At 69.5% G+C, this 26251-nt stretch carries 23 protein-coding genes; 8 read left to right on the top strand and 15 right to left on the bottom strand.

Going from position 1 to position 26251, the window contains the following annotated elements; genetic code table 11:
* Nucleotides 1-34: 34 nt before the first annotated feature.
* A complete protein-coding gene (locus RIC11_RS10690; RefSeq protein WP_350211063.1) occupies nucleotides 35-1009 on the bottom strand; it encodes a carbohydrate ABC transporter permease in 975 nt (324 codons plus the stop codon).
* Between the two features lie 81 nt (nucleotides 1010-1090).
* On the opposite strand from RIC11_RS10690, the gene RIC11_RS10685 reads away from it, so the two are divergent.
* Nucleotides 1091-3343 (top strand): penicillin acylase family protein, encoded by a 2253-nt coding sequence (locus RIC11_RS10685; RefSeq protein WP_350211061.1) that lies wholly within the window; start codon nucleotides 1091-1093, stop codon nucleotides 3341-3343.
* Between the two features lie 390 nt (nucleotides 3344-3733).
* On the opposite strand, the gene RIC11_RS10680 is transcribed toward RIC11_RS10685, so the two are convergent.
* Together RIC11_RS10680 and RIC11_RS10675 are read right to left on the bottom strand one after the other, a co-directional pair.
* On the bottom strand, nucleotides 3734-4018 hold the full coding sequence (locus RIC11_RS10680; protein ID WP_350211059.1) for a hypothetical protein: 285 nt from the start codon (nucleotides 4016-4018) through the stop codon (nucleotides 3734-3736).
* A gap of 211 nt (nucleotides 4019-4229) precedes the next feature.
* Entirely contained in the window at nucleotides 4230-4487 is a 258-nt protein-coding gene (locus RIC11_RS10675) for a hypothetical protein (RefSeq protein ID WP_350211057.1), read from the bottom strand.
* A gap of 462 nt (nucleotides 4488-4949) precedes the next feature.
* Between RIC11_RS10675 and RIC11_RS10670 the strand changes: the two genes are divergently transcribed.
* From RIC11_RS10670 to RIC11_RS10650, 5 genes are all read left to right on the top strand, one after another.
* Entirely contained in the window at nucleotides 4950-5267 is a 318-nt protein-coding gene (locus tag RIC11_RS10670) for a co-chaperone GroES (protein ID WP_350211056.1), read from the top strand.
* A gap of 160 nt (nucleotides 5268-5427) precedes the next feature.
* Nucleotides 5428-7047: a chaperonin GroEL gene (gene groL, locus RIC11_RS10665; RefSeq protein ID WP_350211054.1), complete on the top strand. Its 1620-nt coding sequence runs from the start codon at nucleotides 5428-5430 to the stop codon at nucleotides 7045-7047.
* 221 nt (nucleotides 7048-7268) lie between these two features.
* Entirely contained in the window at nucleotides 7269-8201 is a 933-nt protein-coding gene (locus tag RIC11_RS10660) for a PEP-CTERM sorting domain-containing protein (protein WP_350211052.1), read from the top strand.
* A 322-nt stretch (nucleotides 8202-8523) separates the two neighbouring features.
* Nucleotides 8524-9354, top strand: a complete 831-nt coding sequence (locus RIC11_RS10655; protein WP_350211050.1) for a hypothetical protein — start codon at nucleotides 8524-8526, stop codon at nucleotides 9352-9354.
* A 115-nt stretch (nucleotides 9355-9469) separates the two neighbouring features.
* Nucleotides 9470-9943 (top strand): YdeI/OmpD-associated family protein, encoded by a 474-nt coding sequence (locus RIC11_RS10650; RefSeq protein WP_350211048.1) that lies wholly within the window; start codon nucleotides 9470-9472, stop codon nucleotides 9941-9943.
* 113 nt (nucleotides 9944-10056) lie between these two features.
* Here the strand turns inward: RIC11_RS10650 and RIC11_RS10645 are convergent, their stop codons facing one another.
* Together RIC11_RS10645 and RIC11_RS10640 are read right to left on the bottom strand one after the other, a co-directional pair.
* Nucleotides 10057-10767 carry a hypothetical protein gene (locus RIC11_RS10645; RefSeq protein WP_350211046.1) on the bottom strand — a complete coding sequence of 237 codons (711 nt, stop codon included), beginning with the start codon at nucleotides 10765-10767 and terminating at the stop codon, nucleotides 10057-10059.
* Nucleotides 10768-10993: 226 nt separating this feature from the next.
* Complete coding sequence (locus RIC11_RS10640) at nucleotides 10994-11329, bottom strand: DUF4235 domain-containing protein (RefSeq protein ID WP_350211044.1); 336 nt, start codon at nucleotides 11327-11329, stop codon at nucleotides 10994-10996.
* 179 nt (nucleotides 11330-11508) lie between these two features.
* Here RIC11_RS10640 and RIC11_RS10635 point away from each other — a divergent pair, with 179 nt between their 5' ends.
* Nucleotides 11509-12852, top strand: coding sequence for a sulfatase family protein (locus RIC11_RS10635; RefSeq protein WP_350211043.1), 1344 nt, complete (start codon nucleotides 11509-11511; stop codon nucleotides 12850-12852).
* Between the two features lie 236 nt (nucleotides 12853-13088).
* On the opposite strand, the gene RIC11_RS10630 is transcribed toward RIC11_RS10635, so the two are convergent.
* The 10 genes from RIC11_RS10630 to ispE all read right to left on the bottom strand — a co-directional run bounded on the left by RIC11_RS10630 (nucleotide 13089) and on the right by ispE (nucleotide 24865).
* Nucleotides 13089-13529: a PilZ domain-containing protein gene (locus RIC11_RS10630; protein WP_350211041.1), complete on the bottom strand. Its 441-nt coding sequence runs from the start codon at nucleotides 13527-13529 to the stop codon at nucleotides 13089-13091.
* On the bottom strand, nucleotides 13469-14482 hold the full coding sequence (locus tag RIC11_RS10625) for an HD-GYP domain-containing protein (protein WP_350211039.1): 1014 nt from the start codon (nucleotides 14480-14482) through the stop codon (nucleotides 13469-13471). The genes RIC11_RS10630 and RIC11_RS10625 overlap by 61 nt, the downstream gene beginning before the upstream one ends.
* 491 nt (nucleotides 14483-14973) lie before the next feature.
* Nucleotides 14974-15525, bottom strand: a complete 552-nt coding sequence (locus tag RIC11_RS10620; protein ID WP_350211037.1) for a Uma2 family endonuclease — start codon at nucleotides 15523-15525, stop codon at nucleotides 14974-14976.
* A 219-nt stretch (nucleotides 15526-15744) separates the two neighbouring features.
* On the bottom strand, nucleotides 15745-16167 hold the full coding sequence (locus RIC11_RS10615; protein ID WP_350211035.1) for a secondary thiamine-phosphate synthase enzyme YjbQ: 423 nt from the start codon (nucleotides 16165-16167) through the stop codon (nucleotides 15745-15747).
* The gene (locus tag RIC11_RS10610; RefSeq protein WP_350211033.1) at nucleotides 16164-18485 is read right to left on the bottom strand and encodes an efflux RND transporter permease subunit; all 2322 of its coding nucleotides are present in this window, start codon (nucleotides 18483-18485) and stop codon (nucleotides 16164-16166) included. Before RIC11_RS10610 ends, RIC11_RS10615 begins: the two co-directional genes overlap by 4 nt.
* A gap of 183 nt (nucleotides 18486-18668) precedes the next feature.
* On the bottom strand, nucleotides 18669-20639 hold the full coding sequence (locus RIC11_RS10605; RefSeq protein ID WP_350211031.1) for a redoxin domain-containing protein: 1971 nt from the start codon (nucleotides 20637-20639) through the stop codon (nucleotides 18669-18671).
* 185 nt (nucleotides 20640-20824) lie between these two features.
* Nucleotides 20825-22108: an ATP-dependent 6-phosphofructokinase gene (locus RIC11_RS10600; RefSeq protein ID WP_350211030.1), complete on the bottom strand. Its 1284-nt coding sequence runs from the start codon at nucleotides 22106-22108 to the stop codon at nucleotides 20825-20827.
* A gap of 221 nt (nucleotides 22109-22329) precedes the next feature.
* Nucleotides 22330-22557: a carbon storage regulator gene (locus RIC11_RS10595; protein WP_350211028.1), complete on the bottom strand. Its 228-nt coding sequence runs from the start codon at nucleotides 22555-22557 to the stop codon at nucleotides 22330-22332.
* A gap of 628 nt (nucleotides 22558-23185) precedes the next feature.
* Nucleotides 23186-23833, bottom strand: a complete 648-nt coding sequence (locus tag RIC11_RS10590) for a septation protein SpoVG family protein (RefSeq protein WP_350211026.1) — start codon at nucleotides 23831-23833, stop codon at nucleotides 23186-23188.
* 120 nt (nucleotides 23834-23953) lie between these two features.
* Nucleotides 23954-24865 (bottom strand): 4-(cytidine 5'-diphospho)-2-C-methyl-D-erythritol kinase, encoded by a 912-nt coding sequence (ispE, locus tag RIC11_RS10585; RefSeq protein WP_350211024.1) that lies wholly within the window; start codon nucleotides 24863-24865, stop codon nucleotides 23954-23956.
* A 399-nt stretch (nucleotides 24866-25264) separates the two neighbouring features.
* On the opposite strand from ispE, the gene RIC11_RS10580 reads away from it, so the two are divergent.
* The gene (locus tag RIC11_RS10580; RefSeq protein ID WP_350211022.1) at nucleotides 25265-26233 is read left to right on the top strand and encodes a DUF368 domain-containing protein; all 969 of its coding nucleotides are present in this window, start codon (nucleotides 25265-25267) and stop codon (nucleotides 26231-26233) included.
* Nucleotides 26234-26251: the final 18 nt, after the last annotated feature.

Below are 26251 nucleotides of genomic sequence, written 5' to 3'. Positions count from 1 at the left end.
CGTCCCCCGTCCCCCGTCCCTCACCCCTCACCCCTCACCCCCTATAAAACACCCACCGCCGCGACGTGCCGAACAGCCAAGCGGTCACGCCCAGCACGATCACGAACAACGCCCAGGCCATCGCCGAAGCGTAGCCGACCTCCAGGTCGCGGAACGCCGCGAGGAACAGGTGCAGCGAGAGCATCAGCGTCGACCCGGCCGGGTCGCCCACGCCGTCGCTGACCAGGTACACCTGGGCGAAGGCTTGCACCGCTTGGATCAGGCCCATCACCACGTTGAAGAAGATGACCGGCGAGAGCATGGGCAGGGTGATCATTGCGAATCGGCGTAGCGGCCCCGCGCCGTCCAACCGAGCCGCCTCGTAGAGGCTCTCGGGGATGTCGCCGATCGCCGCCAGGTAGATCACGACAAAGTTCCCCACGCCCCACAGGCTCATCAGCACCAGGGCGTCCTTCGAGCCGAACACCCGCCCGGCGGCCCCCGGGGGCCAGCTCGGGGGCCAGAGGGCCTCGCTCGTGCTGTTGAGCCAGCCTTGCTCTGGCGCCCCGAGCGTCGAGAGCGCCGCGTTCGCCAGGCCCGCTTGGGGGTCGAGCAAAGCGATCCAGAGGATCGCGGTCGCCACGACCGGCACGACCGACGGCAAGTACCAGAGCGTGCGGTAGACCCCCACACCGCGCACGCCCTGCGCCAACAGCGCGGCCAAGGCCACACCAAGAGCGACCGAGAGCGGCACGCTCACGGCGGCGTAGTAGGCCGTGTTCCACAACGCGCGGCCGAAGGGCCCTCCGGACCAGAGCTCCTCGCCGAGCCGCTGGTAGTTCCGCCAGCCAACCCACCGCGGCGGCGACAGCAGGTCGTAGCGGGTGAAGCTCCACCACAGCGAAGCAGCAAACGGCCACGCAACCAGCGCCAGAAAGCCGACCGCCCAGGGAGCGAGGAAGGGGAGGGCTCGGAGGACCGGTGACCAAGCCCCAATCGTCGCTCGCCGGGGCCCATCTTCGCGGGCCATTTCGGGCTGGTCTCTGGACATCTGCTGCGGCCCCGACCGCCTCTGTAGTTGAAAACCCCGTGAGCGCCTAAACTCGCCGCCATGCAGCCGATGGAGCTCAAGGCGTCGAGGGTCGACTTTACCGCATCGCGGGACGCCGCGGGCGTGCCGCATGTGGAGTGCGGCTGTTGGCTCGAGGCGGTCTACGCCCTGGGCTACCTGCACGCGATCGACCGCCCCAGCCAGATGGTCTTCGCCCGGGCCGTGGCCGCGGGGCGGGCGGCCGAGCTGCTGGCGGACCGCCCGCAGATGCTGGAGATGGACCGCTTCCTCCGCCGGGCGGGCATCCACCGCCGGCTGGCGGAGGAAGTCGGCATGCTCTCCCCGGGGGTGCTCGAGCAGCTCGAGTGGTACTGCCGCGGCGTGAACGACGGTCTCAAGGAGGTCGGGCGGACGCTGCCGATGTGGGCCGTCGGCGTGCAGCCCGAGCCCTGGACGCCCGAGTCCGTGATGCTCATCGGCAACCTGTTGTCGTTCGCCGGGCTCGCCGTGGGCGAGCAAGAGAGCGAGCGGGTGATCCTCGAGCTCATCCAACTGGGCATCGACGAGGAGCGGCTCAAGGAGCTGTTCCGCCCCTACCTGGATGGCGTCGACTTCGAGCCGCTGCGCGACGTGAAGTTCGCCAAGCAGATGTCGGACGACACGCTGGAGTTGCTCGCCGACCTGCCCCGCCTGGCCGGCAGCAACGCGTGGGCCGTCGCCCCGAGCCGCAGCGCGTCCGGCGCGGCGATGCTCGCGTCGGACCCGCACCTGGAGGTCAACCGCCTGCCCGCCATCTGGTACGAGGCCGTGCTCCGCTGGCGCGGCGACGCGGGGCGGCCGGAGTACGCGATGGGCGCCACGCTGCCGGGCTGCCCGCTGATGGCCGTCGGCCGGACCCCGCGGCTCGCGTGGGGCGTGACCTACATGCACGCCAACACGAGCGACTTCTTCATCGAAGACCTGCGGCCCCACCCCGACCGCGACGGCGCGTGGCAGTACCGCCGCGGCGACGCGTGGCTCGACTACCGGCCGCGCCGCGAACGGATCCTCCGCCGCTCGGGCAGCGAAGTCGTCGAGTCTGTTTACGAGAACGAGGTCGGCGTGCTGACCGCCGCGCCGACCGAGCCGGGGCGCCACCTGTCGGTCGCGTGGATCGGGTCCCGCCCCGGCGGCGGGCGGTCGATCGGCGTGTGGCTCGACGTGCTGCACTCGGCCTCCGCCGCCGAGGCGATGGACCGCGTGCGGGGCTGCCCGCACCCGTCGCTGGTGTGGGTGTTCGCCGACTCGGCCGGCCACATCGGCAAGCAGGCCAGCGGCTGGCTCCCCACGCGACGCGGCGCCTCGGGCCTCACGCCGACGCCCGCCTGGGATGTCCGCCGCCACTGGCAAGGGGTTACCCCGCCCGAGCAGCTCCCGCGCGAGTACGACCCGCCGCGCGGCTTCGTCGCGTCGGCCAACGAAGAGGCCTACCTGGCCGACGGCGCGCCGATGCACTCCCACGCGCTGCACGACTACCGCCGCCGCCGGATCGACGAGCGCCTGACCGAGCTGCCCCGCGCCACGCTGGCCGACATGCGCGAGCTGCAGTACGACGTCACGAGCGTCCACGCCCGCGACCTGCTTCCCGCGTTGCTCGCCCACCTGCCCGACGACCACCCCGTCAAGCAGCGCCTGGCCGAATGGGACTGCCGGTTCGACGCCCAGAGCGCCGGCGCGGCGTTGTTCATGAACTTCTATCAGTCGGTGCTGCTGGAGATCTTCGGCCACGAGCGCGGCATCGGCTGGCGGCGGATGATCTACCTGGCGACCCGCATCGGCTACGCGCAAAGCGTGCTCACCGCCATCGACCGCGTGCTGCCGAAGGTCACTAGCAGCTGGTGGGCCCACCGCGACAAGCATGAGCTGATCCGCGCCGCCGCCGACAAGCTCGTCGCCCGCGGCGCGGTCCGCACGCCGCCGCCGCGATGGTCCGACGTGAACTCCTTCCACTTCACCGACCGCTTCTTCGGGGCTACGCAGGGCCGGACCGCCACCGGGCGGCTGCTGGGGTTCGAGTCGGCCCGCACCGCGATGCCCGGCTGCCACGCGACCCCCTTCCAAGGCCACCTCAAGGCGACCGCCACCCGCGAATCCACCTTCGCGCCGAGCTACCACTTCGTCACAGACCTGTCGACCGACGAGGCCTGGACCAACCTGCCCGGGGGCCCCAGCGAGAACCGCTTCAGCCGCTGGTACAAATCGGACATCCCCCTCTGGACGAGCGGCCAGTACAAGCGGCTCGTCGGGTGTCAATCGAGCGGCCCCGACGGCTGATCGCCGGCGCGACGCGGTTTTTGAAACAAACGCGACACGAACATTCGCCGCGGCCCAAAGTAACGAAACCTGTAGCGAAACCACGCGTAAGCCGTTGCCGCGTCGCGACTTCGCGTTTCGTTACAGTGAGCGCCACGGCGGCGCGGCTTCGGGCGAGCCGGGTCGTTGCTCTCGCCTCGGTAATTGTGGCCCGCTCGCGCGCCGGCCGCTGGCGGATTGGCCGGAATTCGCTCGGCTACCGGCCTCCTTTCTTGATCGCTAACCGCAAGGCGAGCGCCTGACACTAGCGCCTGCGACGCGCACGAAGATGGCCCGATGTCGCGGGCGACATCGGGCCATGAGTCGCAGCAGATTGCTGTCGCTCGGGTGGGGCCGCGCGATCGGCTTCGTTCAGAATCCGACCGTCACGCCGACGCCCGGCGCGTTCACGCGGACGCCGTTCCAACCGTAGCCGCCGTAGCCGTAGGGGCTGTAATAGCCGCCGGCTCTCGGCGCGCGGAGCACGCCGCGTCGGTAGGCGCGGCCGGGCGTGCGGTAGACCCGCATCGGCGCGCGGCGCGCTACCGGTCGCCGACGCAGCACGCGGAACGCGTCGGCTTCGGGCGTGGCCACAAGCATCAAGCCGGCCGAAGCGGCCGACGCGAGCGTCCACGAGAGTATGCGTTTCTTGGTCATCGATGCCTCCTTAAGGTGTGCTTCCTCGCACCGCGAGGGCCCAGGCGCCAATCGGCGCCGATGCGTCCCAGCATGCGGTGAGGGTGATCATTGCGTGGTCGGAACCGCCAAGGCCAAGTCTTTCGCGGCCGGAGAGGGCGGAAACCGACTCCCTCGACAACAGGTGCACACCTGGCGCCAACGGCGCCGCCAACCGCCGATAGCGGACAGGTCAGCGAATAATCACCCGGTAGCCGTGCGGAGCGTACGCCGGCGTGGACCGACGCGGGGTCCAGTAACGGGGCGTGTAGCGCGGCGCCGCCGGGGCGTTGAACCGGACCGTCGGGCGGATCGTCGGATCGATCGGTTGCCGGTAATCGAGCCAACGCCGCAGCCGCCATTGGGGCACGGCGTCGGCCGAAGCGGCGCCCAGCAGCGTCGCGGCCAACATGGCGCCGGCCAACGCTAGCGTGAGTCGGGGGGCTTTCATGAGGGGGTTCCTGATTCGGGCGGTCCTTTTGCGAGCGGGTGAGGGGCGCGGGGGGCCTTTGGTTTTGTAGGGGCCGCGGACCGGCAAGCCCAACGGGGCAACCGGCGTACCGCCAGGCCGACCCGCCTTGCCCGCCCCTCCTCCGGCCCGCGAGGCGGGCGCCATTCTGGCAGAACTGCTGGCGAGGCGGGTCGACGCCACGGGGTCGAGGGGCCGGTTTGGCAGCCGCTATGGGCATGCCTGGCGGGAGCACCCCGACGCAAACCCTTGCTATATATCGGCTTACCGAGATTATCGCGGTGTGGCGCACGACTTGCTGACAGGCAAGGCCGACTGCGTCACCGTTGCGCCGCGTAGGGCCGACGGCCGCGTCCCGAACAGGACCATCCGCCCCGAGGCCACCCGGCCGTGGGGCTCGACGTTTCCCGAATCATCCACCCCTTGCTGTTGAGGAGTTCGCCGATGGCGACCGCCACCAAGAAGAAGACGAAGGTCAAGCTCGAACCGATGGGCGACAAGGTTGTCGTGGAGCGGATCGAGTCGTCGGAGAAGACCGCCGGCGGCATCGTCCTGCCCGACTCGTCGCGCGAGAAGCCCAACCGCGGCACGATCGTCGCGGTCGGCCCCGGCAAGCTGCTCGACGACGGCTCGCGTGGCGAGATGCAAGTCAAGCCCGGCGACGAGGTCCTCTTCACCAGCTACGCGCCCGAGACCATCGAGCTGGGCGACGAGGAGTACCTGCTGATGAGCGAGTCGGACATCCTCGCGGTGGTCGAATAGGCGCTAGTTCGAAGGCGCTAATTTTTGATGGCTGGTCGGGGCTGTGGCGGACGCCGCCGTCCGAGACTAGCGCCTAGCGCCTCGCAACCAGCGCCTTGTTCACCGAAGCCAATCCAAGCTCCCACCGGAGCGACTCCCCCAACACAACGGATAGCCACCTATGGCCAAGATCATCGCTTTCGAACAAGAGGCCCGCGACGCGATGCGCCGCGGCGTGCAGAAGCTCGCCCGTGCGGTCAAGGTCACGCTCGGCCCGAAGGGCCGCAACGTGATCCTCCAGAAGTCGTTCGGCTCGCCGACCGTCACGAAGGACGGGGTCACCGTGGCGAAGGAGATCGAGCTGGAAGACACCTACGAGAACATGGGCGCGCAGATGGTGAAGGAGGTCGCTTCGCGGACGTCCGACGTGGCCGGCGACGGCACCACCACCGCGACCGTGCTGGCCGAGGCGATCTTCAACGAGGGCCTCAAGGCGGTCGTGGCGGGCGTGAACCCCGTGCAGATGAAGCAGGGCATCGAGAAGGCCGTCGAGGACATCACGGCCGAGCTAAAGAAGATGTCGATCAAGGTCAAGTCGACCGAGGAGATGGCCCAGGTCGGCACGGTCGCTTCGAACGGCGACCACGAGATCGGCGAGATGCTCTCCAAGGCGATGGAGAAGGTCGGCAAGGACGGCGTGATCACCGTCGACGAGGGCAAGTCGCTCGCGACCGAGGTCGAGTGGGTCGAGGGCATGCAGTTCGACCGCGGCTACCTGTCGCCGTACTTCGTGACCGACCAGCAGCTGATGGAGTGCGTGCTGGAGGACTGCTACATCCTGATCCACGAGAAGAAGATCGCCAGCGTCAAGGACCTCGTGCCGGTCCTCGAGGCGGTGGTCAACTCGGGCAAGCCGCTGTTGATCGTGGCCGAGGACATCGAGGGCGAGGCCCTCGCCACGCTGGTGATCAACAAGCTCCGCGGCACGTTCAACGTGGCCGCCGTCAAGGCGCCCGGCTTCGGTGACCGCCGCAAGGCGATGCTCGAGGACATCGCCGTGCTGACCGGCGGCCAGGCGATCTTCGAGGACCTGGGCGTCAAGCTCGAGTCGATCGGCCTCGCGGAGCTCGGCCGCGCCAAGAAGGTGATCATCGACAAGGACAACACGACGATCATCGAGGGCGCGGGCAAGTCGGGCGACATCAAGGGCCGCATCGACCAGATCCGCCGCGAGATCGAGAACACCAGCAGCGATTACGACCGCGAGAAGCTCGAGGAGCGCCTTGCGAAGCTCTCCGGCGGCGTGGCCAAGGTCAACGTCGGCGCGGCGACCGAGAGCGAGATGAAGGAGAAGAAGGCCCGCGTCGAGGACGCGTTGCACGCCACCCGCGCGGCGGTCGAAGAGGGCATCCTCCCCGGCGGCGGCGTGGCCCTCGTGCGTTGCAGCAGCAAGGTCAAGCCCACCGGCCTCACCCACGACCAAGAGGTCGGCTACCAGATCGTCGTCCGCGCGTCGCAGGCGCCGCTCAAGGCGATCGCCAACAACGCGGGCAAGGACGGCGGCGTCGTCTGCGAGAAGGTCGCCGACTCCAAGGGCGCCGAGGGCTACAACGCGGCGACCGACAAGTACGAGGACCTGGTGAAGGCCGGCGTCATCGACCCGGTCAAGGTCACCCGCACCGCCCTGCAGAACGCGGCCAGCGTGGCCACCCTGCTGCTGACCTCCGACGCGCTGATCGCCGACGCGCCGAAGAAGCACAAGGCCGGCGCCGGCGCCCCGGGCATGGACGACATGTATTGAGGCCTGCGGCCTCTAGGCTGTAGGCCGGAGGCGGGAGGCTTTTAAGGAGTAGTAAGCGACGAAGCCGCCGGCGCACGCCGGCGGCTTCTTTCATGCGCAAAGGCGCGATTTGCCTGCGCGACGAGTCACGCATCCGGCGCGAATTCCTTTGCCGGGGCAAGGGCCGTAACTAGGGTGAAAACCGTAAGCGTTCCGCCTCCTGCCTAGCCCGACCCCGTCTAATGATCTCGACAAACCTGAACCGTCTCCTCGCCACGCTGGGCGTGGCCGCCGGCGCCCTCTTTAGCGCCGCCGCGGGCGATGCGGAGGTCATCTACCGCAGCGAACTCAACGGCGCCGACAACTGGGGCGTGAACGCCACGCCGGACACCAGCGCGACATTCGGCTTCAACTACAGCACCGTCGGCATCCCCGAGGCGCCCAACAGCGCGCCGGGCGACGCCGCCACGTCGGGCTTGAAGACCGAGGCCAACATCAGCCGGGGCGCCTCCAGCTTCCTGACCCTCTACCCCGTTGGCGAGAGCTTCAGCGGCGACTACCAGCTGCGGTTCGACGCCTGGATCAACTTCGAGGACAACGTGGGCACGAGCACCGAGTTCATCGGCGGCGGCCTCGGGTACGACGGCGTCACGGCCGACGTGGCGAGCGGCGCGCAGCTCATCGCGACCGGCGACGGGGGCTCGGCGAGCGACTGGCGGGCGCTCAAGTCGGGCTTCTTCGTCGACTCTAGCGCGATGGCCGCCGGCACCCGCCAGGGCTCGGACCCCTACTACGCGGACTTCCTGCCCGAGGCGCCCGCCCCCGCCGCGCAGGGCCAGGCGGGCGGCGTGAGCACCCCCGGCTCGCCGGGTTTCCAGTGGGTCACCTACGAGTTCACCGCCATCGGTGGCGTTGTCGATGTCGTCATCGAGAAGCCCAACGGCGACCGCCTGCCGATTGTGACGATGGACTGCAACGACACGTCCGACGGGTCGAACGGCTGCACCATCGACGGCAACATCTCGCTGTTCTACGCCGACTTCTTCACGTCGATCGGCAACCCGACGTTCCAGTACGGCGTGTTTGACAACGTGGTCGTAACGCAGATCCCCGAGCCAACGACCTCGGCGCTCCTGCTACTCGGCGCGGCGGCCGCTACCCGCCGGCGTCGCTGAATCGCACGCAGAGCTGCCGACCATTCAACAACGATCAAGGAGCCGCCGGCGAGCGCCGGCGGCTTCTTTTTGTTGACCAACGTGGCGGAAAGTTCGTCGGTCAGCGCTGGCAAATCGGGGGGCCGACTGCCGGCCCGGCGAAGCGCCCGGCGGGTCGCGCGGGCGCCGAAAGCTAGCAAGGAAAAACGCTCGCTTTTTAAGCGGAAATTGATTGCTGGCGTGGATACCCGCAGCTAATCTGACGACGAATTCGGCGCACGGGATGGGGGCGGCCTCGGTGGCTGTCCATGAGCGCCGGGTGTTCTCGCACGGGCTAATGGAAATGCAGCTTCGAACATTCTCGCAGCTTCGCGACAAGATCGCTCTTCTGATTGCAAGCTTGGCCGTCGCGGCGCTCTCCGCGGCGACCGCCGACGCGGCGATCGAGTACCGGGAGATCTTCCCGAACGACAGCAGCACCGCGGGCCAAGGGCAGCTCGCCATCGACCAGAGCTGGTTCGCCGGCCAACACGACAACTCGATCGCGTCGCCGCCCGACGGACAGATCTCGGTCAGCACCGGCAGCACCGAGCTGCCCGCCATCAACTCCAACCCGGTCGGACCGACCGCCGACACCGGTTTCGCCTTCTTCTCGCCGGACCAACGCGCGGGCGTGTACATCTACACGAACGAGTACAGCTTCCAGTCGAGCGACCTGAACAAGGTCATCTGGGAGTCGCGCAACAACACCGGCACGGCGACCCAACCGCGTCCGGATATCGCCGACTTTACCGACATGCACCTGGTGTTCCGTGTCGACGGCGAGTTCTACGTGTCGGACACCGGCGTGCTCCACGTGGGGGACCGCAACGCGTGGACGATGAACATGCTGGACCCCAGCACGCTGACGTTCGGCCTGTTCGACACCTACATCGGCGGCGACACGACCACCCTGCCGCGTCGGACCACGACCGCTGGCTCCGAGAGTGGCCTCGCTCTGCCGGACGGCACGGTCGACCTCTTCGGCCTGTACATCGAGAAGAACTTCGGCACGATCCGCGTCGACAACTTCGCGCTGGACATCGACTCGGCCGTCGTCCCCGAGGCGTCGGCCGGCCTCATCTGGCTGCTGCTGACCGGCCTCGCCGGCGCACGCGGCCGGATGGGCGCTTAGCGTCGCTGGCCTCGTTCAACGAACGAGCCCCTACGTCCAAACCATCGAGAAGCCGCCGGCGCGTGCCGGCGGCTTTTTCGTTTTCCTCCGCGGTGGACCCGCCTACCCTTCTGGCATGGCCGCCGCCGCTTACGAGTTTGAAGCCCCCATCGTGGCGAGGTCGTTCGACACGTTTCGGTACACGGTGGTGTTCTTGCCCGACGCGACCCGGCGGTCGGTCCCCTTCCCCGACGGCCGGCCGCTGCGGATCGACGCCGAGGTGAACGGCGTGCCACTGAGCGGCGCCCTCATGCCACACAAGAAGGGCCGCTACCTGCTGTTGTCCAAGCGCTTCCTCAAGCGGCTACGCTGCGAGGCAGGCGACCGCGTGTTCGTCCGGTTCTCGGTCGCCGATCAAGACCGGGTCGACGTGCCGATCGAGCTGGAGCGGGCGCTCGAAGCGAGCTCCCGGCTCAAGAAACTCTGGAACGAGCTGACGCCCGGCCGGCGGCGTGGGTTGGCCTACCGGGTCGGGTCGGCCAAGCGCCCCGACACCCGGCGGCGGCGGGTCGAGCAGGTGCTGGAAGAGATCGCCGGCGGGGCGCCGTAGCCGCGCCGCAGCGGGTCGCCGCCCGAGCAAGGCTCCGGCCGACAAACAACAAGAGCCGCCGGCTCGCGCCGGCGGCTCTTTGGTCGTGTGTTGTCGTTGTCCAGCCGGGCCGTTCAGCGGCGCCGGGCGGCGACAAACGAGCCCGCCGCGAGGGCGAGCAGCGTGGCGGCGCCCGGCTCGGGGATGAAGTCGACCTGCATCACGTTGATGTAATAGAACGCGTTGCCGTTGTCGTTGCCGGGGCCGGCCGACACGGTGACCGTGATCTCGCCGTTGGCGTCCGGGAACACGCCCGGCAAGCTCAGCACTTCCGAATCGTTGTTGGAAGTTACGTTCACGCCGCTGGCGGAGTTGGCGCCGACCACCGAGAAAGCGGTCTCTCGGCTGTCGTTGACGCCGTTGCGGGCGGAGAAGAAGCGGAAGTCGTAAGCGAGGCCCTGATCGAGCCCGGCGAGCGTGATCGCCCCGGTCGGGTTGTCCTCGGCGCCGGCGAAGGGGCCGGTGTGGCCGAAGAAGTAGTCGTCGGTGGCGTCGACCGGGTAGGCGGCCGCGTCGCCCGAGGGGCTCTCGCTGCCGATCTGCGAGGGCTGGCCATTGATGAAGAACTGATCCGTGATCGCGAGCGACACTCCCGGAACGTTCGCGCCGGTGCTGTCGACCACCGTCTCAAGCGGCGGCGGCGGGTCCGGGTTCGTGTAGACCACGTTGTTCCAGCCCGGCAGAGCGGTCTGGCGAGCGATATTCCCGAAGTCAAACAGCATGGTCGTCGCGCCTGCCGGCGCGGCGAGGGACAGGGCGGCTAGCCCGACAAGGGTGCATCTCATGAGGCGATCCTGGCTGACGCGGGAGGAGGCATTCGGGGCCGTGACACGCCGCGGGCGGTCCGGCGGCCGTGGCGCAGCCGGGACCGCGGGCAGCACGGCCCTCGTTCGTCCCGCTGAGGCTAGCCGCAGCGGCGGCCCGTATCAAGCAGATTCCACCGACTGCGCCCTAATCTCCGAGCCCAACTCCCCGCGCCCCAATCACTGGGCGGTCTCCGGCAGCCGGCGGTCAACCGCGTCGGCGCTCGAGCACTCGCCGGGTTGCCACGTGGGTCGTGCGTTGGCCGATCACCCGGGCGACGCCGACCGCCGCGCCGACCGCCGCGCCCCAGATGAGCGCGTCGCGCCACGTGACGCCCGCCTTGGTGGGCGAATCGGGCGGCTCCACGCCGGCGACGCGTTTCCAGACCGCCTTGAGCCCCTTCCGGGTCGCCACCCCGGCGGCGATCGCCGCGCCGGTCACCAGCAGGCTTTCCGGTGGCGACTCGATCTGGGCCGCGGCGTCGTCCGGGTCCTGATCGATGATCTCTTGGACGCGTTCGGGAAGGTCGGAAATCACAGACATAGAGGGTCCTTTCGGCGACCGAAAAAGGGCCGCGGTGCTTGGTGGGGGCGGAGCGACCAGCCTGCTCGGAGGCCGACCAGCCTGCGCTGATGCGGCGGGCCGCGCCGTGTATGGTGGAGCGATTATCCGGCTCGCAAGCCGGCTGACCCGTTGTGCTGCAACTACCCAACGCAAGCGACATGCCGACACGATTCCGCACGGCGACGCTCCTAAGCAGCGGCCTCCGCCGCGTCGCGCTGCTCTTAGTGGGCGGGATCCTCACCGCGGCGGGCGCCCTCGCTGCGACGCCCAACGTGGTGCTGATCATCGCCGATGACCAAGCGTGGACCGACTACGGCTTCATGGGCCACCCGGCGATCGACACGCCGCGGCTCGACCGGCTGTCCGAACAGAGCCTCACCTACACGCGCGGCTACGTGCCGACGAGCCTCTGCGCGCCGAGCCTCGCCTCGATCATCACCGGCCTCTACCCGCACGAGCACGGCTACGTGGGCAACGACCCCGCGCGGACTCCCGGCGCGCCGCGTGGGCCCGGCGCGTCGGACCCCGGCCGCGACGAGCGGCGGGCCCGGCTGATCGCCAAGGCCGACGACTGGCCCACCCTGCCACGGCGCCTGGCCGAGCGTGGCTACCTGTCGCTGCAGACCGGCAAGTGGTGGCTCGGCTCGTACAAGCGGGGCGGCTTCACGCACGGGATGACCCGCGGATTCCCCGAGCCGGGCGGCCGCCACGGCGACGACGGCCTGCGTATCGGCCGCGAGGGGCTCGACCCGATCCCGGCTTTCCTCGACGAGGCCAAACAGGCGGGCCGCCCGTTCTTCCTTTGGTACGCCCCGTTCCTGCCGCACACGCCCCACAACCCGCCCGAGCGGCTCCTGGCGAAGTACCGCGACAAGGTCGACTCGCCGAGCGTGGCCAAGTACTGGGCGATGTGCGAGTGGTTCGACGAGACCTGCGGCGAGCTGCTCGACTTGCTCAACGAGCGTGGCGTGGCCGACGACACGATCGTCGTTTACGCGTGCGACAACGGCTGGGTCAACCGCCGCGACCGCTCGGCCTACGCGCCGCGTTCGAAACGCTCCCCCTACGACGGCGGCCTGCGTACGCCGGTCATGGTCCGCTGGCCGGACCACGTCGAGCCGCGCCGCGACGAGACCACGCTCGTCAGCACGATCGACATCGCGCCGACGGTGCTCGCCGCGTGCGGCCTCGCCCCGGGCGAAGAGCTGCAAGGGGTGAGCCTGCTCGAGCGCGAACGGCTGATAGAGCGCGACCAAGCCTTCGGCGCGATCTACGAGCACGACATCGTCGACCTCGATCGGCCGGCCGCGAGCCTGAAACACCGCTGGACCGTCCACGGCCCGTGGAAGCTGGTTCTGCCCTACCAACAACGCCTGCCCGACGCAGCGGCCGAGCTGTACCACGTCGCCGAAGACCCGCACGAGCGGCGCGAGGTGGCCGAGAGCCACCCGGAGGTAGTCGCCGAGTTGACCGACGAGCTCGACGCGTGGTGGACTCCATAACGCGGGCGGGGACCGGCTCACCAGAGGCCCGAGTCGACGACCCGCCTAACGACGCCGGAAACCGCGCCGCACGGCACGCGTCCAGCCGGCTTCCCCTCGACAGAAGGGAACTCCCTACCCGGGCAAGTTCGTTCTGCGAGGACCTCGCCGACGCGATCTCATCTGCGGCGTAGCCGGTGATCGAGCGATAGGAGGCAGCCAGCAGCCGACACGGACTCGGCGACCCCGCATGCAACTCATACCGATCGGCTGACGCTGGCCACCGCGTCCGCAAACTCCCGGCACTGGCGGGCGGACATCGGACCCGTGGCGAACACCGTCCCGCAGACAAACGCCTCGGCGGCCAACCGCCGACACCGCCGCACGATGAGTTCGAGCTCCTCGTCCAATCCGAGGTCGAGCTCGACCCGTTCGTTCGGGAACAGTTGGCAAGGCGAGACGAACCCCACCCCGCCGACAGAGAAGTCGCGGGGGAACACCCCTAACCGCCGCTTTCCGCGACGCACGATTGCGCGACCGGCGAGCGCGACGCGCTCCCGGCTGCGACGCGACGCGTCCGGAAAAGAGCAACGGCTGTCGCTCGGCCGGACATCGCTTCCCGACGGGAGTGACGCCCTCAAGTCGAGACCGAGCCAACGCTCTTCCGCGACTTGCGCTTGAAGATCGACACCCAGCATTGCACAACCTCTTCGTCGAATTGAACACCGGCGCTCTCGGTCAGTTCCGTCAACGCAGTGGCCACCGGGGCCTGGAGCCGGTAAGGACGCTTGGCGGTCAACGCGTCGAACACGTCGACCACCGCGAGCAGCTTGGCCCAGGGGTGGATCTCGTTGCCCACCAGCGCCACCGGGTAGCCGCTGCCATCCAGTCGTTCGTGGTGCTGGTAGACCATCATCAGCTGACCCGGCGTGACGCCCGAACGGCCGGCGAGCGCTTCGAAGCCGCGTTGGGCGTGCGACTCGATCAGCGCACGCTCTTGCTGGTCCAGACGTCCGCGCTTCGTGAGCAGCGCTTTCGGGAGAAACTTCTTGCCGTAGTCGTGCAGCAACGCCCCCGAGCAGATCTGGCGGAGCTCCTCTGCGTCGGTAGTTCCTAGCTGGACCGCCAACAGCACGGCGTACGCGGCCACGTTGGTCGCGTGGACGAACGTCGTCGTGTCGTGCTGCGCTAGCTGAAACAGTGAATCCGCCGTGACGCCACTCTGCTGACTCAGCCGGACGATCCGCTCCGCGGCCGACTTCGCCTCGGCGATCCAGGCATCGGCGTCCGCACCTGACAGGCGCTGCTCGAGGGTCGACGCGAGCAGCGACTGCAAGACACGCACGCGGTCGTTGGCGGGGAGCGATTCGTCGTCGGCTAGCTCGTCGAGACAACCCGCGAGTTGCTGCCTCACCCGTTGCGCGTCGCTCTTCCGCACGAGCACATGGCTCAAGCCCGACCGCTTCCAACCCTCGAGCTCCGCTGCTGGCGCGTCGTGCTCCCGGCCAGCGAGCAGCCGCGGCTCTGCGTCGCCTTCAAAAAAGGCGTAGACATCGACCGCCGGCGCCCGCTTGGTCAAGAAGTACTGGACCGGCAGGCTGCTAAAGCCATCGGCCCGCGCGAGGCGCTGTTCGGTCTGCAAGGTAGACATCGGGCAGAGCGTGCTGCGGGGGGTCGGCGTCGCGCGGCGAGGGTTTGACGCATCACATAAAACCGTGGCCTTCGCACGGCGCCCGGCCCGGCCACCCAGAAGTGTGGCACAAGATTGCGGATGAACGCAGCGAAGAATTGGAGAGGATTCCCCTGCGCGACGTGGCCGACGTGGTCGGCTTGTACGCGTCCTGCCGGTCATCCGCCTTGGCAGGCTCCAAGCGAGCAGCCCGGACAGCCGCAAGCGCCGGGCGCCACTGCTGGCTCGCCAGCAGTGCGAAGCGGGTACCCGGCGTCCACTGCCGGACAAGCCGGACAGTGGCGCCCACGACTGTTGTTCCGAGTCGCCGAAGTTGGACCAGCCTACCCCCGTTAGACCCGCGTCCAGCGCGCGTCGGCGCCGCTCACCTCGGCTGGTTCGACGATCGCCGAAATCGGGTCGGCTTGGCCGTCCTCCGCAGATCGACACGCGAGGCGCCGCTGACAGCGGCATCAGTCGAGCAGGTCGCCGACCGCCACCGCTAAATCGCCCAGGATCTCCGGCCGCCGCAGCGACTGCCCCGCGTCGAGCGTTTCGCTCGGGCGGTCCGCGTAGTGGACGACGACCTTCTGCGACGGGCCGTCGACGACACAGACCGTTTGCACGCCGGCTTCCAGATACTCCGCCACCTTCTTGTGGACCTCGGGCCAGCTCTGGCTCGGCGAGCGGACCTCGAACACGAGCTCTGGCGGATTGGCCGCGTAGGGTTGCGGCCGTGTCCCTTTGGGAACGGCTTGGTAGCTGTAGAACGCTACGTCGGCGCCGCGGACCGTGTCCGGATCACGCTCTGTTACTACGCCGGCGCCACTGCCAACGACCATGCCAAGACCGTTGGCTCGTACGTACCCTCCGACCGCGCGAATGACCGTTGCACACAAGTGGCCGGAATTGAACGACAGCGGCGGCGACACGACGACCTTTCCTCGCACCAGCTCGCACGGCCCCTCGATGTTCGTGAGTTCGGCGAACTGTTCGGCGGTCAGCAGGGGGATTCCGGTCGCCATCGTCGTGTTTGCTCCCGAGCGCCTTGCTACGACGACACCATCACGCTACGGCTGCCAAGCATAGCATGACCTTCTGGCGGGCTTCGTGCTCTTCGTGTCCTTCGTGGTTCCCACCCCCGACTCACGTCGGAGGCTCGCCTTTTTTGGTCCGCTGCCGATCACACCGGCTCACTGGTCGATGATCTTCACTGGTCGACGATCTTCACTGGCCGATGATCTTCACTCCCCGATGATCTTCACGAGCACGCGCTTCTTCCGCCGGCCGTCGAACTCGCCGTAGAAGACCTGCTCCCAGGGGCCGAAGTCGAGCTCCCCCTCGGTGATCGCGACTACGACCTCGCGGCCCATGACCTGGCGCTTGTGGTGCGCGTCGGCGTTGTCCTCGCCGGTGCGGTTGTGGTGGTACCGCTGCGGCGAGGGGTCAAACGGGGCGAGCTCCTCGAGCCACTTCTTGTAGTCGCGGTGCAGGCCGGGCTCGTCGTCGTTGATGAACACGCTCGCCGTGATGTGCATCGCGTTCACCAGGCACAGGCCCTCGGCCACGCCGCTCTCGCGCACGCACTCCTGGACGGTCGGCGTGATGTTCTCAAACGCCATCCGCTCGGGCAGGTTGAACCACAGCTCTTTTCGGTAGGACTTCATGCGGGGGAGTCTACCACAGCGGCCGACGGGCTGAGGGGGCGCTCGCCGAGCGGCGCCGCCAGGTCGGCCGCCGCGCGCGAGCCGATCCGCCGCGGGTGGAAGCACGCGAGCAGCGCGGGCAACGCGACCAGGTCGCCGACCACCGCGGCCGCGATCGTGCTGCACGCCATCGCGGCGAACGCGCGTTGGCCGGGGATGTCGCTCAGCAGCATCGTGCCGAAGCCGCTGCAGAGGATGATCGTGGTCATTACTAGCGCGGTCCCCACGCCCACGAACGCGCGGCGGAGGGCGGCCTCGACGTCGCCGTCGGCGGCCAGCTCTTGGCGGAACCGCGACAAGAAGTGGATCGTGTCGTCGACCGCGATCCCCAGGCAAACCACGAACGCGCACACGCTCGACATGTCGAGCGGCGTGCCGGTCGCCAGCAACAACGCGCCGGTGAAGACCAGCGGGAAGAGGTTTGGCACGACCGAGATCAACCCGATCCAAGCCGAGCGGTAGACCACGCCGAGCACAACCAAGATGATCGCCGACGCGGCGCCGAGGCTCGCCCGCAGGTCGGTCACGATCTGGTACAGGTCGCGCGAGATCCGCACCGGCTGCCCGTCGAGCCGCAGCGTGAAGCCGGGGTGCTCGTCGGCCATCGCGGCGAAGCGGGTCTCGAGCCGCTCGAAGACCGGCGTGTGCGCGGCGATCCCGTGGTCTTGCATCCGCACCGACACGATCGCCCGCTGCTGGCCCGCGTCGTAGAAGAACGCCCGCAGCTCGCGCGGCAGCAGCGACAAGAACGACGCCTGGGTCGACAGGTCGTCCGGGTCGCCCGGCAGCGAAGCGAGCATCGAGCGGATCGACAGCGGCCGCGACAGGAGGGGTTCGTCGAGGATCAGCCGCTCCACGTCGCGCACGGCGGCCAGCACGCGCGGGTCGTCGCTCTCGAGCCCGTCGGGCCAATACAGCTCGACCCGGATGAACTGCACGCCGCCGAACTGCCGGTCCGCGTACTCCAGCGCCTGGTACGACTGGCTCGCCGCGGGCAACGCGGTGCGCATCCGGTTGTCGGGCTGCAGCCGCAGCGACAGCGCGGTGAGGGCCACGGTGATGGCGATCGCCAGCGTGCTGACCCAGCGGCGGCGGCGCACCGTGTAATCGACGAGTCCGCTCAGACGCGCCACGCCGGCGCCGACGAGGTCGCGCTCGTAGCCGCGGTCCACGTAGCGGCCGACCCACGTGCTGCAGACCCACGGCACGAACGTGCACACGGCGGTGAACGCGATGAACACGCCGATCATGCACACGCGGCCGAAGTCTTGCACGTAGTCGCTCTTGGCGAACAGCAGCGAGCCGAAGCCGATCGCCGTTGTGAGCGACGTCAGCCAGCAGGCCAGACCGACCCGCGCGATCGCGTCGCGCGCGGCCTCGACCGGCGTGTCGCCGGCCGCGCGGCGGCGGCGCACCTGGACCAGCAGGTGCACGCCGTCGGTGAGGCCGATCATGGCGAGCATCACCGGCATCACCACGTCCGCCAGCGGGTTGGCCGGCACGCCGAGCAGCTTCACGAAGCCCAGCGACCAGAAGACCCCGAGCGCGGCCGCGCCGAACACGACGCCGACCGCGGCCGCGCCGCGGAACATGATCGCCGAGAGGACCAGCGCGAGCGCGTAGCCGATCGCCTGGAACAGGATCGTGTTGCGGTCGAACGCGGCCTTCTGATCGGCGAACAACGGCGCGCGGCCGGTCAGCATCACCCGGGTCAGCTCGGGGCCGCCCGCCTGGCGCGCGGCGGCGAGGATCGCCTCGGTGGCGGCCGAGTCGTCTTCCATCCGGAGCCAGTCGTACACGACCGGCATCAGCAGCGCGCGGCCGTCGTCGGAGATCAGTTGGCCGGCGAGCGGGTGCTCGCGGAGCTGCGCCCCGGCCTGGCGGAAGGCCTCGGCCGACGCGTCGCCGGGCGGCACGAGCGGGTCGGCCAAGCCGAACACGTTCAGCGCCGGCACGCGGTCGATCCAAAACACGCTCTGCACGGAGTCGAGCGACTCGACCGCCCGGACCGCGCGGCGCACCGCGGCGATCGACTCGGGCGTGAAGAGGTCCTCGGTCTCGACGATCAGGAACGCGTCGCTCGACCCGAGGTTGAACTGCGAGCGGACCCGCTCGGTCGCCGTGGGCGGGTCGTCTTCGAGGGGGATCTCGTACCGCTCCAGCGGGTGGCTGGTCTTGGCGGGCGCGATGTAGCCCAACGCGGCGACGGCCGTGACCGCGAGCAGCATCCAGCCGACGGCGTGCCGGCAGCGGACGAACAGGTCGGCGACGGTGTTCACGGGCGGGCGGGGCGGGCGATCGGGGGGGCGCCTCCGACGCGGTTCCGGAGCGCGGTTCAGTTGTGCGAGGCGACGCCGCTGTGGGAGGCGTCGCCAAACGCCGATGACGGCACGCCAGCCGGCAACTGTTGGCGCCGCGTAATCGGCTTCTGGAGAAGCCTCCCACAAATGGGGTACGTCTCGTCAGAAGGAGCGTGTCGCCTCGGCGAGGGCCGCTTCGTAGACCTCGTCCTCGGTGAGCTCCTGGTCGTCGTTCAGGTCGTAGCGGTCGAACGCGAACACCGCGAACGCGTCGGGCAGCTCGCCGCGGGTCAGCGAGCCGTCGCCGTCGTCGTGCCGCTCGAAGAGCCGCTGAGCGACCGCTCGGGCCTCGCCCTGCTTCGCCTCGGAGGGCTCGTCCGAGCGGCGCCCGAGGTCGCGCGTGAGGCTGCCGCGCGGGGCGGACAGCTCGAAGAAGCCGACCATCATCTCTTGGAACGACTGGTCGCCCCAGCGAACGGCGGCGGTCGGGTCGGGGTTGAACGGGTTGTCTTCGGAGTTGTCGAAGGTCGCTTCGCTCTCGACCGCGAACCCCTCGGGCAGCTCGATCGGCTCACGCAGCTTGTAATTGGTCTGCCAGTTGAAGTCGTACCGCGGCACGTCGAGCAGCACCTTGCGCTGCCCGTCGGGCCACACGCCGGTCATCCGGAACGACTTGCCGCGGTAGTGCATGTGCGGCGCGAGGCCCACGAGCTTCGACCCGGCCGGAAACCACTCGCGCGTCGTCGATACGGGGTAGTCGTCCGCCCCGGGGGGGATCTCGAACTTTGCGTTGGCCGACGCGAGGGTCACGACCTCTTCGGTCACCGTGGCGGGGTCGGCGAGCACGAGGCCGAGCCTCGTGAGGTCGTCGGCCTCCGCGCCGGTCGGCGTGTAGTGCATCTGGAACACGAGCTTCGACCCGGCCGGCACGAGCCGCGCCTGCCCCTCGGGCAGCACCATCGAGCTCTGGCCGGGCACGTACGCGGCGAGCCAGCCGAGGCCGCGCTGCGCTTGATCCGCCGGCGGGCTGATGAACACGATCACGTGGTGGACCACCGACCGGTCGCCCGGCACGATGTCCGCCGCCTGGACCCACGTGTCCTCGGTGAAGCCCGGGTCGGCCGCGAAGTACTGGTAGTCGATCACCCCTTGGGCGGCCACGCGGTACGGCTCGTCGCGCATCGGCACGACCACGTCCGGCTCGCGCGGCAGGCGCCAGCCCTCGGTGAACCGGCGCTGGGGCGGGAGCTTGGCCGGGTCGCCCTCGGGCGCGCCGGCGGCGGCCCAGTCGTAGAGGATTTGCTTCTCCTCGGCGGACATCAGCCGCTCGTTGGCGAAGTGGCTGTAGCTCGGGTCGGCGTGCCACGGGGGCATCCGCTGGTCGCGGACCACTTCGGCGATGGTGTCGGCCCAGCCGGCGACCTCTTCGTAGCCGCGCAGCACGAAGGGGGCGATCTCCCCTTCGCGGTGGCACTCCACGCAGTGCTTCTCGAGGATCGGCGCCACGTGCTCGGCGTACGTGACCTCGCTGTGGGCGTCGGGCTCTTGGGGGCGGCCGATCACGCAGCCGACGGCCCGCGTCTGGGGAGTGGCGACCGGCTCGCCGGCGAGGACCGCGTCGATCGCCTCGCGGAGGAAGCGGCGCTCGGGCGCGTCGCGCACCACGCCGACGTCGTACTGGTCGTCGATCCGGCCGCGGTAGCGGACCTCGCCGACCCGGTCGAGGACGAACGCCTCGGGCGTGCGGGTGGCGCCGAGCAGGTCGACCGCTTCGGCGTGGTTGTCTTTGAGGAGCGGGAACCCGATGCCCGAGCGGCGGCCGTACGCGGCGAGCTCGGTGAGCGAGTCTTGCCGGTTCGCGTCGACGCCCAGGAACGCCACGCCGCGGCCTTCGTACTGCTCCGCCAGCTCCGCCAGGCGGGCGCCGTAGAGCTTCGCCAGCGGGCACTCGGTCCCCAGGAACACGACGACGACCGCTTCGCGATCGGCGTAGTCGGACAGCGACACCCGCCCGCCATAAGCCGTGGGGAGCGAGAAATCGCGGGCCGCCGCCGCGCACTCGGACACGCCCGAGGTCACGGCGAGAGTCACCGCCAGCAGGGCGGTCGGCAAGGAACGGACGAGGCAGGCCATACGCGTTCGGGCGGAGGAAACGGGGAGGACCGGTAACCGCAGGCGCCGCGCCGCCGTTCACCACCACGGCCGGCCACAGAAGTGTTGGCGAACCCCACCAAAGCGGCAAGCGTCGCGAGCCGCCCCCCTGTCGCCTGCCCCCCGTCCCCCGTCCCTCGTCCCTCGTCCTCGTCCCTCCTCCTAGCTCACCACCGCTCTTGGCCGGTGATCGCTAGCACGGCGGCCCACAGCTCGCTGTCGGGCTCCAGCCGCCGCGGGTGGCCGACCGACACCACCAGCGGCACGTGGACGATGCGGCCGTTCCAGTTTCCGACGAAGATGTCGGTCTTGCCGGCCATCGCTGCGTGCGCGGCGTGCCGGGCGAAGCGCTCCGTCAGCAGGCTGTCGGCCGCGTTCGCCGCGACGCTGCGGATGTAGTAGCTGGGGTCGAAGTACTTCATCCCGACCGGCTTGCCGAGCCGGTCGAAGTGCTCGTCGATCTGCTGCTTCAGGAACGCGCCGATGTCGCCGAGCTTGAGGTTGCCGGAGCGGTCGCGGCCGTCGGCGTCGCGGCCGGGGATGAGAGCTTGCCCGGATCCCTCGGCGACAACGATCACCGCGTGCGAGCGCGCGTCGAGGCGCCGCTCGAGCCGCGCTAGGAAGCCGTCGCCGCCCTCCAGATTAAGGGGCTCCTCGGGCACGAGGCAGAAGTTGACCTCGCCGCTAGCAATCGTGGCCGCCGCGGCGATGAAGCCCGACTCGCGGCCCATGAGTTTCACCAGGCCCACGCCGCGCTCGACGCTCTTGGCCTCGACGTGCGCGCGGTCGATCACCCGCTCGGCCTCCGCGACCGCCGAGATGAAGCCGAACGTCTGGAAGCAGAAGCGGATGTCGTTGTCGATCGTCTTCGGGATGCCGACGACCGCCAGGTCGGCGCCGCGGCGCCTGGCTTCGGCGGCGATCGCGTGCGCGCCGCGCTGGGTGCCGTCGCCGCCGATCGGGAACAGCATGTTCACGCCGCGGGCGAGCAAGAAGTCGACCATCACCGCCGGGTCTTGAGGCCCCCGCGACGTGCCCAACATCGTGCCGCCGGAGTGATGGATCGCCTCGACCCACTCGCCCGACAGCTCGAGCGGCGCGGCGCCCTCGGGCGTGAGGCCGGCGTACCCGTGCCGCGCGCCGAGAACCCGCGACACGCCGTAGCCGTCGCGGAGCGTGTAGTAAAGGTGCCGGATGACGTTGTTCAGCCCGGGGCAGAGCCCGCCGCACGTGACGATCGCGGCGGTCGACGCCCCGGCGTCGAAGTAGACCCGCTCGCGCGGTCCTGCCTTTTCGAACGCCAACGCTGGGCCGCTCGGCGGCGCTTGGCCCTCGACGAAGTCGACGTCGACCACCACCCGTGCTGCGTCGGGCGTGTAGCGACGGACCCGCAACGGCGAAGCCCGCCGCGCCGGGCCAAGCGTCGCGACGGTCAGGTCGTCGTGCGTCATCAGCGGATAGAGACCGGGGGCCGTGGCGGGGTCGTTTGGCGGACCGCCTGGTGCGGCCCGCGGCCGACCGTTATCCCCGAATCTACCCGCTCTCGCCAAGCCACAGGCGCCGCCGTGCTAGTCCGCGGCAGCGCCTAGTCCGCCGCGGCGGACGTCCGGCGTCGACTGCCAGGGCTTGCGCCGAGAGGCGTCCCGACTCGGTTGCCTCGTTGGCGGAGCTCTCAAGCGGGCTGCCGCAGCGCGGGCCGCTCGTTGCGTGACATCGACGGCGAGGCTGCCTGAGCGGCTGGGCCGCCTTCCCAGGCCTCGAGCTCGTCCCGAAGCACCAAGACATCGCTTGGCGCCTCGATCCCGACACGGACCTTGTCGCCCGCGATCTTTACGACCGTCACGACGATCGAATCACCGACCCGGATTCGCTGGGTCTCCTTCCTAGAGAGCACGAGCATCGAATTTTTATAACCTCCGTGCAAGAACACCCGGTCCGTTGGGTGTCTATATGTATAGTGGTCAGGGCGCCGGGTGTCAATCACCCGCGCCAGTTTTGTCCGCGAGCGGCACACGCTGGTAACGGAGGCCCCGCGAGTCGTAGCACCAGAGTTCACGGCTCTCGACGTCGAGTATTGCCGTGAGCAGCAAGCGCCGCGGGCCGTAGAGCGAAAGGAGCAGGCCGCAGGCCTCCGCCCCGCGCACGATCGGTGTCCAAACCGCCCTCGCGTTGTCGATCCGCAGACGGGCTCGCTCCGCTAGTGCCTGGACCGCCAGATCGGTCAACCGCCGTGAGGGCGCCTCGCATGGCGCCGGGCCCGCTGTCGCATGCTCCACAGACCGCCTCCGTGTCGTCCGGGTAAGAACCGCGCGGGGCTCCGCCCCGCATGACGCACCACCAGCGGGCCTCCGGCGGAGCGAACGTCGCCCACCGAAATCCCGCCACAGGGCGCCAGCACACGAACTCTATCGGGAAGAGAACGGGCGACCCTTAAGCAGACTGGGCAATTTACGTCCGCTGGATAAATACGGTCGACCTTGAGGCCGCGCGCTGCGAGCCGCCACGGGCGGGGGGCGTGGCGGCGGCTGTCAGAAGATGCCCGCGCCGAACCCGCCGTTGGAGCCGCCGCTGTGGGGCGTCTCTTCGGGCGAAGCGGCGCCCTTTGTCGAGCCCGTGGGGGCCGTCTCGGGGCGGATCGACGCGCCGCGGCTCGGGTCGCCTTGCGGCGGGTGATGCGGCTTGCTCGCCGCCGGGCGTTGGTGGGCCGAGTCGATCCGGCGGATCGCCTCCGGCGGCGATTCGTCCGTGTCGGTGTAGTCGCCGGCGTCGTACTCGTCGTAGCGGGACACGTAGTCCGGCGACTTGGCCAGCTCCACCTCGTGGTGGTACTCGTCGACGACGCGGGTCTGGATCATCTCCCGACAAGCCGAGTTGATCGGGTGGGCGATGTCTGCGTAGAGCTTGGTGCGCCCGTCGGAGTCTTTGATCAAGCGGCTCTCGCCGAGCCTCGCGCCGCACTGGTTGCAGTAGGAAGCACGCAGGTGGTTCTTCATGCCGCACTTGCTGCAGTGGGCGGTCAGTTTGCGACTCGGCATCGCGACGAACAGGCCGCTCGCCCCCTCGATAATCTTCAGGTCGCGGACGACAAAACAATCGTCGAACGTGATCGAGCAGAACGCGCGAAGCCGTTCGCCGGGCTCTTCCATCAGCTTGATGCGGACCTCGGTGATATGCACAGCCATCACTCCGTTTGGGTCGCGCTTGCCTGGGGCGCGACGTTCGTTCGAACGCTCGTTAAGTGCGTGCCTAAGTGTTGCCCCCGTTCTACTCGCCCGCGGTAGCCGCCGCCCCGTTTCTCACCCGATTGTTGTGGCGATCACTTGCCCAATGCACAGCGCCCGCAGCCTCGCCGCAGCCCGCCGCGCTTCGCCCCAGGACCGGGCCAATCCGAAATAGGCCGACCCGCTTCCCGAGAGCTGATGAGCCGCAAAACCGGCCGACTCGAACGCCGCGGCGACCCGCTCGATCCACGGCGCGACACGCTCCGCGGCACGCTGCAGGTGGTTCGCCAACAGCCCGGCCAGCGAGCGGGCGTGGCCGCCCGCCATCGCCGCGGCTACCCGCTCGCATCGCTTCTCGTCTGCCTGTGACCAGTCGTCCGGCGACACGGCCGCGTACACACCGGCGGTCGACAAGCCGCTCGGCGGCTTCGCGATCACCAGTGGCGCGCCCGACTTGATCGGCAGGCCGCGCACGACCTCGCCCCGGCCGCTCGCCACCGCGAAGGCCGAGCCGCCCGGCGCGAGGGCGTGCACGAAGAAGGGCACGTCGCTCCCGAGCCGCGCGCCGATTTCGGCGAGCCGCTCGGTGGGCCAGTCGAGTCCCCACACCCGCGCCCCGCCCACGAGCGCGGCGGCGGCGTCGCTCGATCCCCCCCCCAGGCCGGCCTGGGCCGGGATGCGCTTCTGCAGACGGGCGTCGACGCCCGCCTCGACGCCCGCCGCCTCGCGCAGCTCCTCGAGCGCAGCGACGACCAGGTTCGACCTATCGACCGCCAGCCCCGCGGCCGCCGCCCCGCCCGCGATCCTCAGCCGCACGCCATCGCCCGCTGGTCGTCGGGTCAGGCGCAGGGTGTCGCACCAGCGGACGGTCGCCATCGCGGTCCGCAACTCGTGGAAGCCGTCGGGCCGCTTGCCGAGCAACTCCAGACAGAGGTTCACCTTCGCCGGCGGGTGCAGCGTGACGGTCTCGGCGGACGCGGTTTGCAAGTTGGCCTCCGCTTGGGGCCAGAGGAGTAAGACCCGCTCGCGACGGGCCGGTCGCAAAGGGATGGGCAGGCGTTTCTAGATCGGGCGCAATTCGCTGGAATAGGGGGGAACCCCACGGCTGGCCGCACCGCATCGTAGCGGATTCGGGCTACGCCGTGGTTGAAAGATTGTCAAGCCATTAGCGGACTGTAAGGGTCGCGCCAGCATGCGTCAATTCGACGCTGACACGGCGACCGATTCCGGGCCGCCGATACCCGTCCCCACGGCGCCCTAGCGTGGTACGCTTCGGCACGGCCGCCGGTGCGGCGAGACTTGCCCACAACGCCCCGTTTTCTCATGCCCCCCCAGCAGCCCGCAGGCCCCACTTTAACCGAGGAGGACCGACCGCGGAGGCCGGAGGTGGGTTTCCGCACGGTCGCCGTCGGCGTCGCGATGGGGGCGGCCGACATCGTGCCCGGCGTGTCGGGAGGCACCGTCGCACTGGTGCTGGGCGTGTACGAACGCTTGCTCGGAGCGCTCGCGCGGTTCGACTCGGAATGGCTCGGCGACCTGCGGCGGGGCCGCGTCGCGGCGGCTTGGCGGCGGGTCGACGGGCCGTTCTTGATCACGCTCGCGCTGGGCGTGGCGATCGGCATCAAGGGCCTCGCTTGGCTGATGGATCACCTGCTGCACCACCACCGGTCCGCCACTTTCGCCGCGTTTTTCGGCCTGATCGCGGCCTCCGGTTGGCTGGTGGCGCGGATGGCCTCCCCGCGCGGCGCGGCCCAGGCCGGGCGGTGCGTGGCGCTGGGCATGCTGGCGGCGTCGCTCGCGGTGTGGCTGATGAGCCAAGAAAGGATGGCCGGCTCGGACAGCCTCGCCTACACGTTCTTCTCCGGAGCGGTCGGCATCTGTGCGATGATCCTCCCCGGCATCAGCGGCGCGTACTTGCTGCTGATGCTCGGCAAGTACGAGCAGATCACCGGCATCATCAAGGGCCTGCCCGCTTTCCAATCCACCACCGACGCGGCCACGCTCGCGGTCTTCGCCACGGGCTGCTTGTTCGGGCTGCTCGCCTTTAGCCGCTTCCTGAAGTGGCTGCTCGCCCGCTACTGGCCAGAAACCATGGCCGTGCTGGCCGGGTTCATGGTCGGCTCGCTGTATCGCGTTTGGCCGTACCAAGTGGACACCACGCCCGCCGTGGCGGACTTCAAGCTGAAGGTCTTCGAGCCGGTGTGGCCCGCCGTGTGGGACGCCGAAGCGCTCGCCCGCGCGGGCATCGCGGCGGGGTGCTTCGTGGGCGTGCTGGTCGTCGACGCGGTTGCCCGCCGGCAAGAGCGGTCGGCGACGGTCGCGCGCGACTTGTCCGCCGGCGACCCGACCGGCTGAGCGGCGCCGGCGCCCGCG

Source organism: Botrimarina sp. (genome assembly GCF_040219535.1).
Classification (GTDB): domain Bacteria; phylum Planctomycetota; class Planctomycetia; order Pirellulales; family Lacipirellulaceae; genus Botrimarina.
This window is presented reverse-complemented; position numbering and strand designations above follow the sequence as displayed.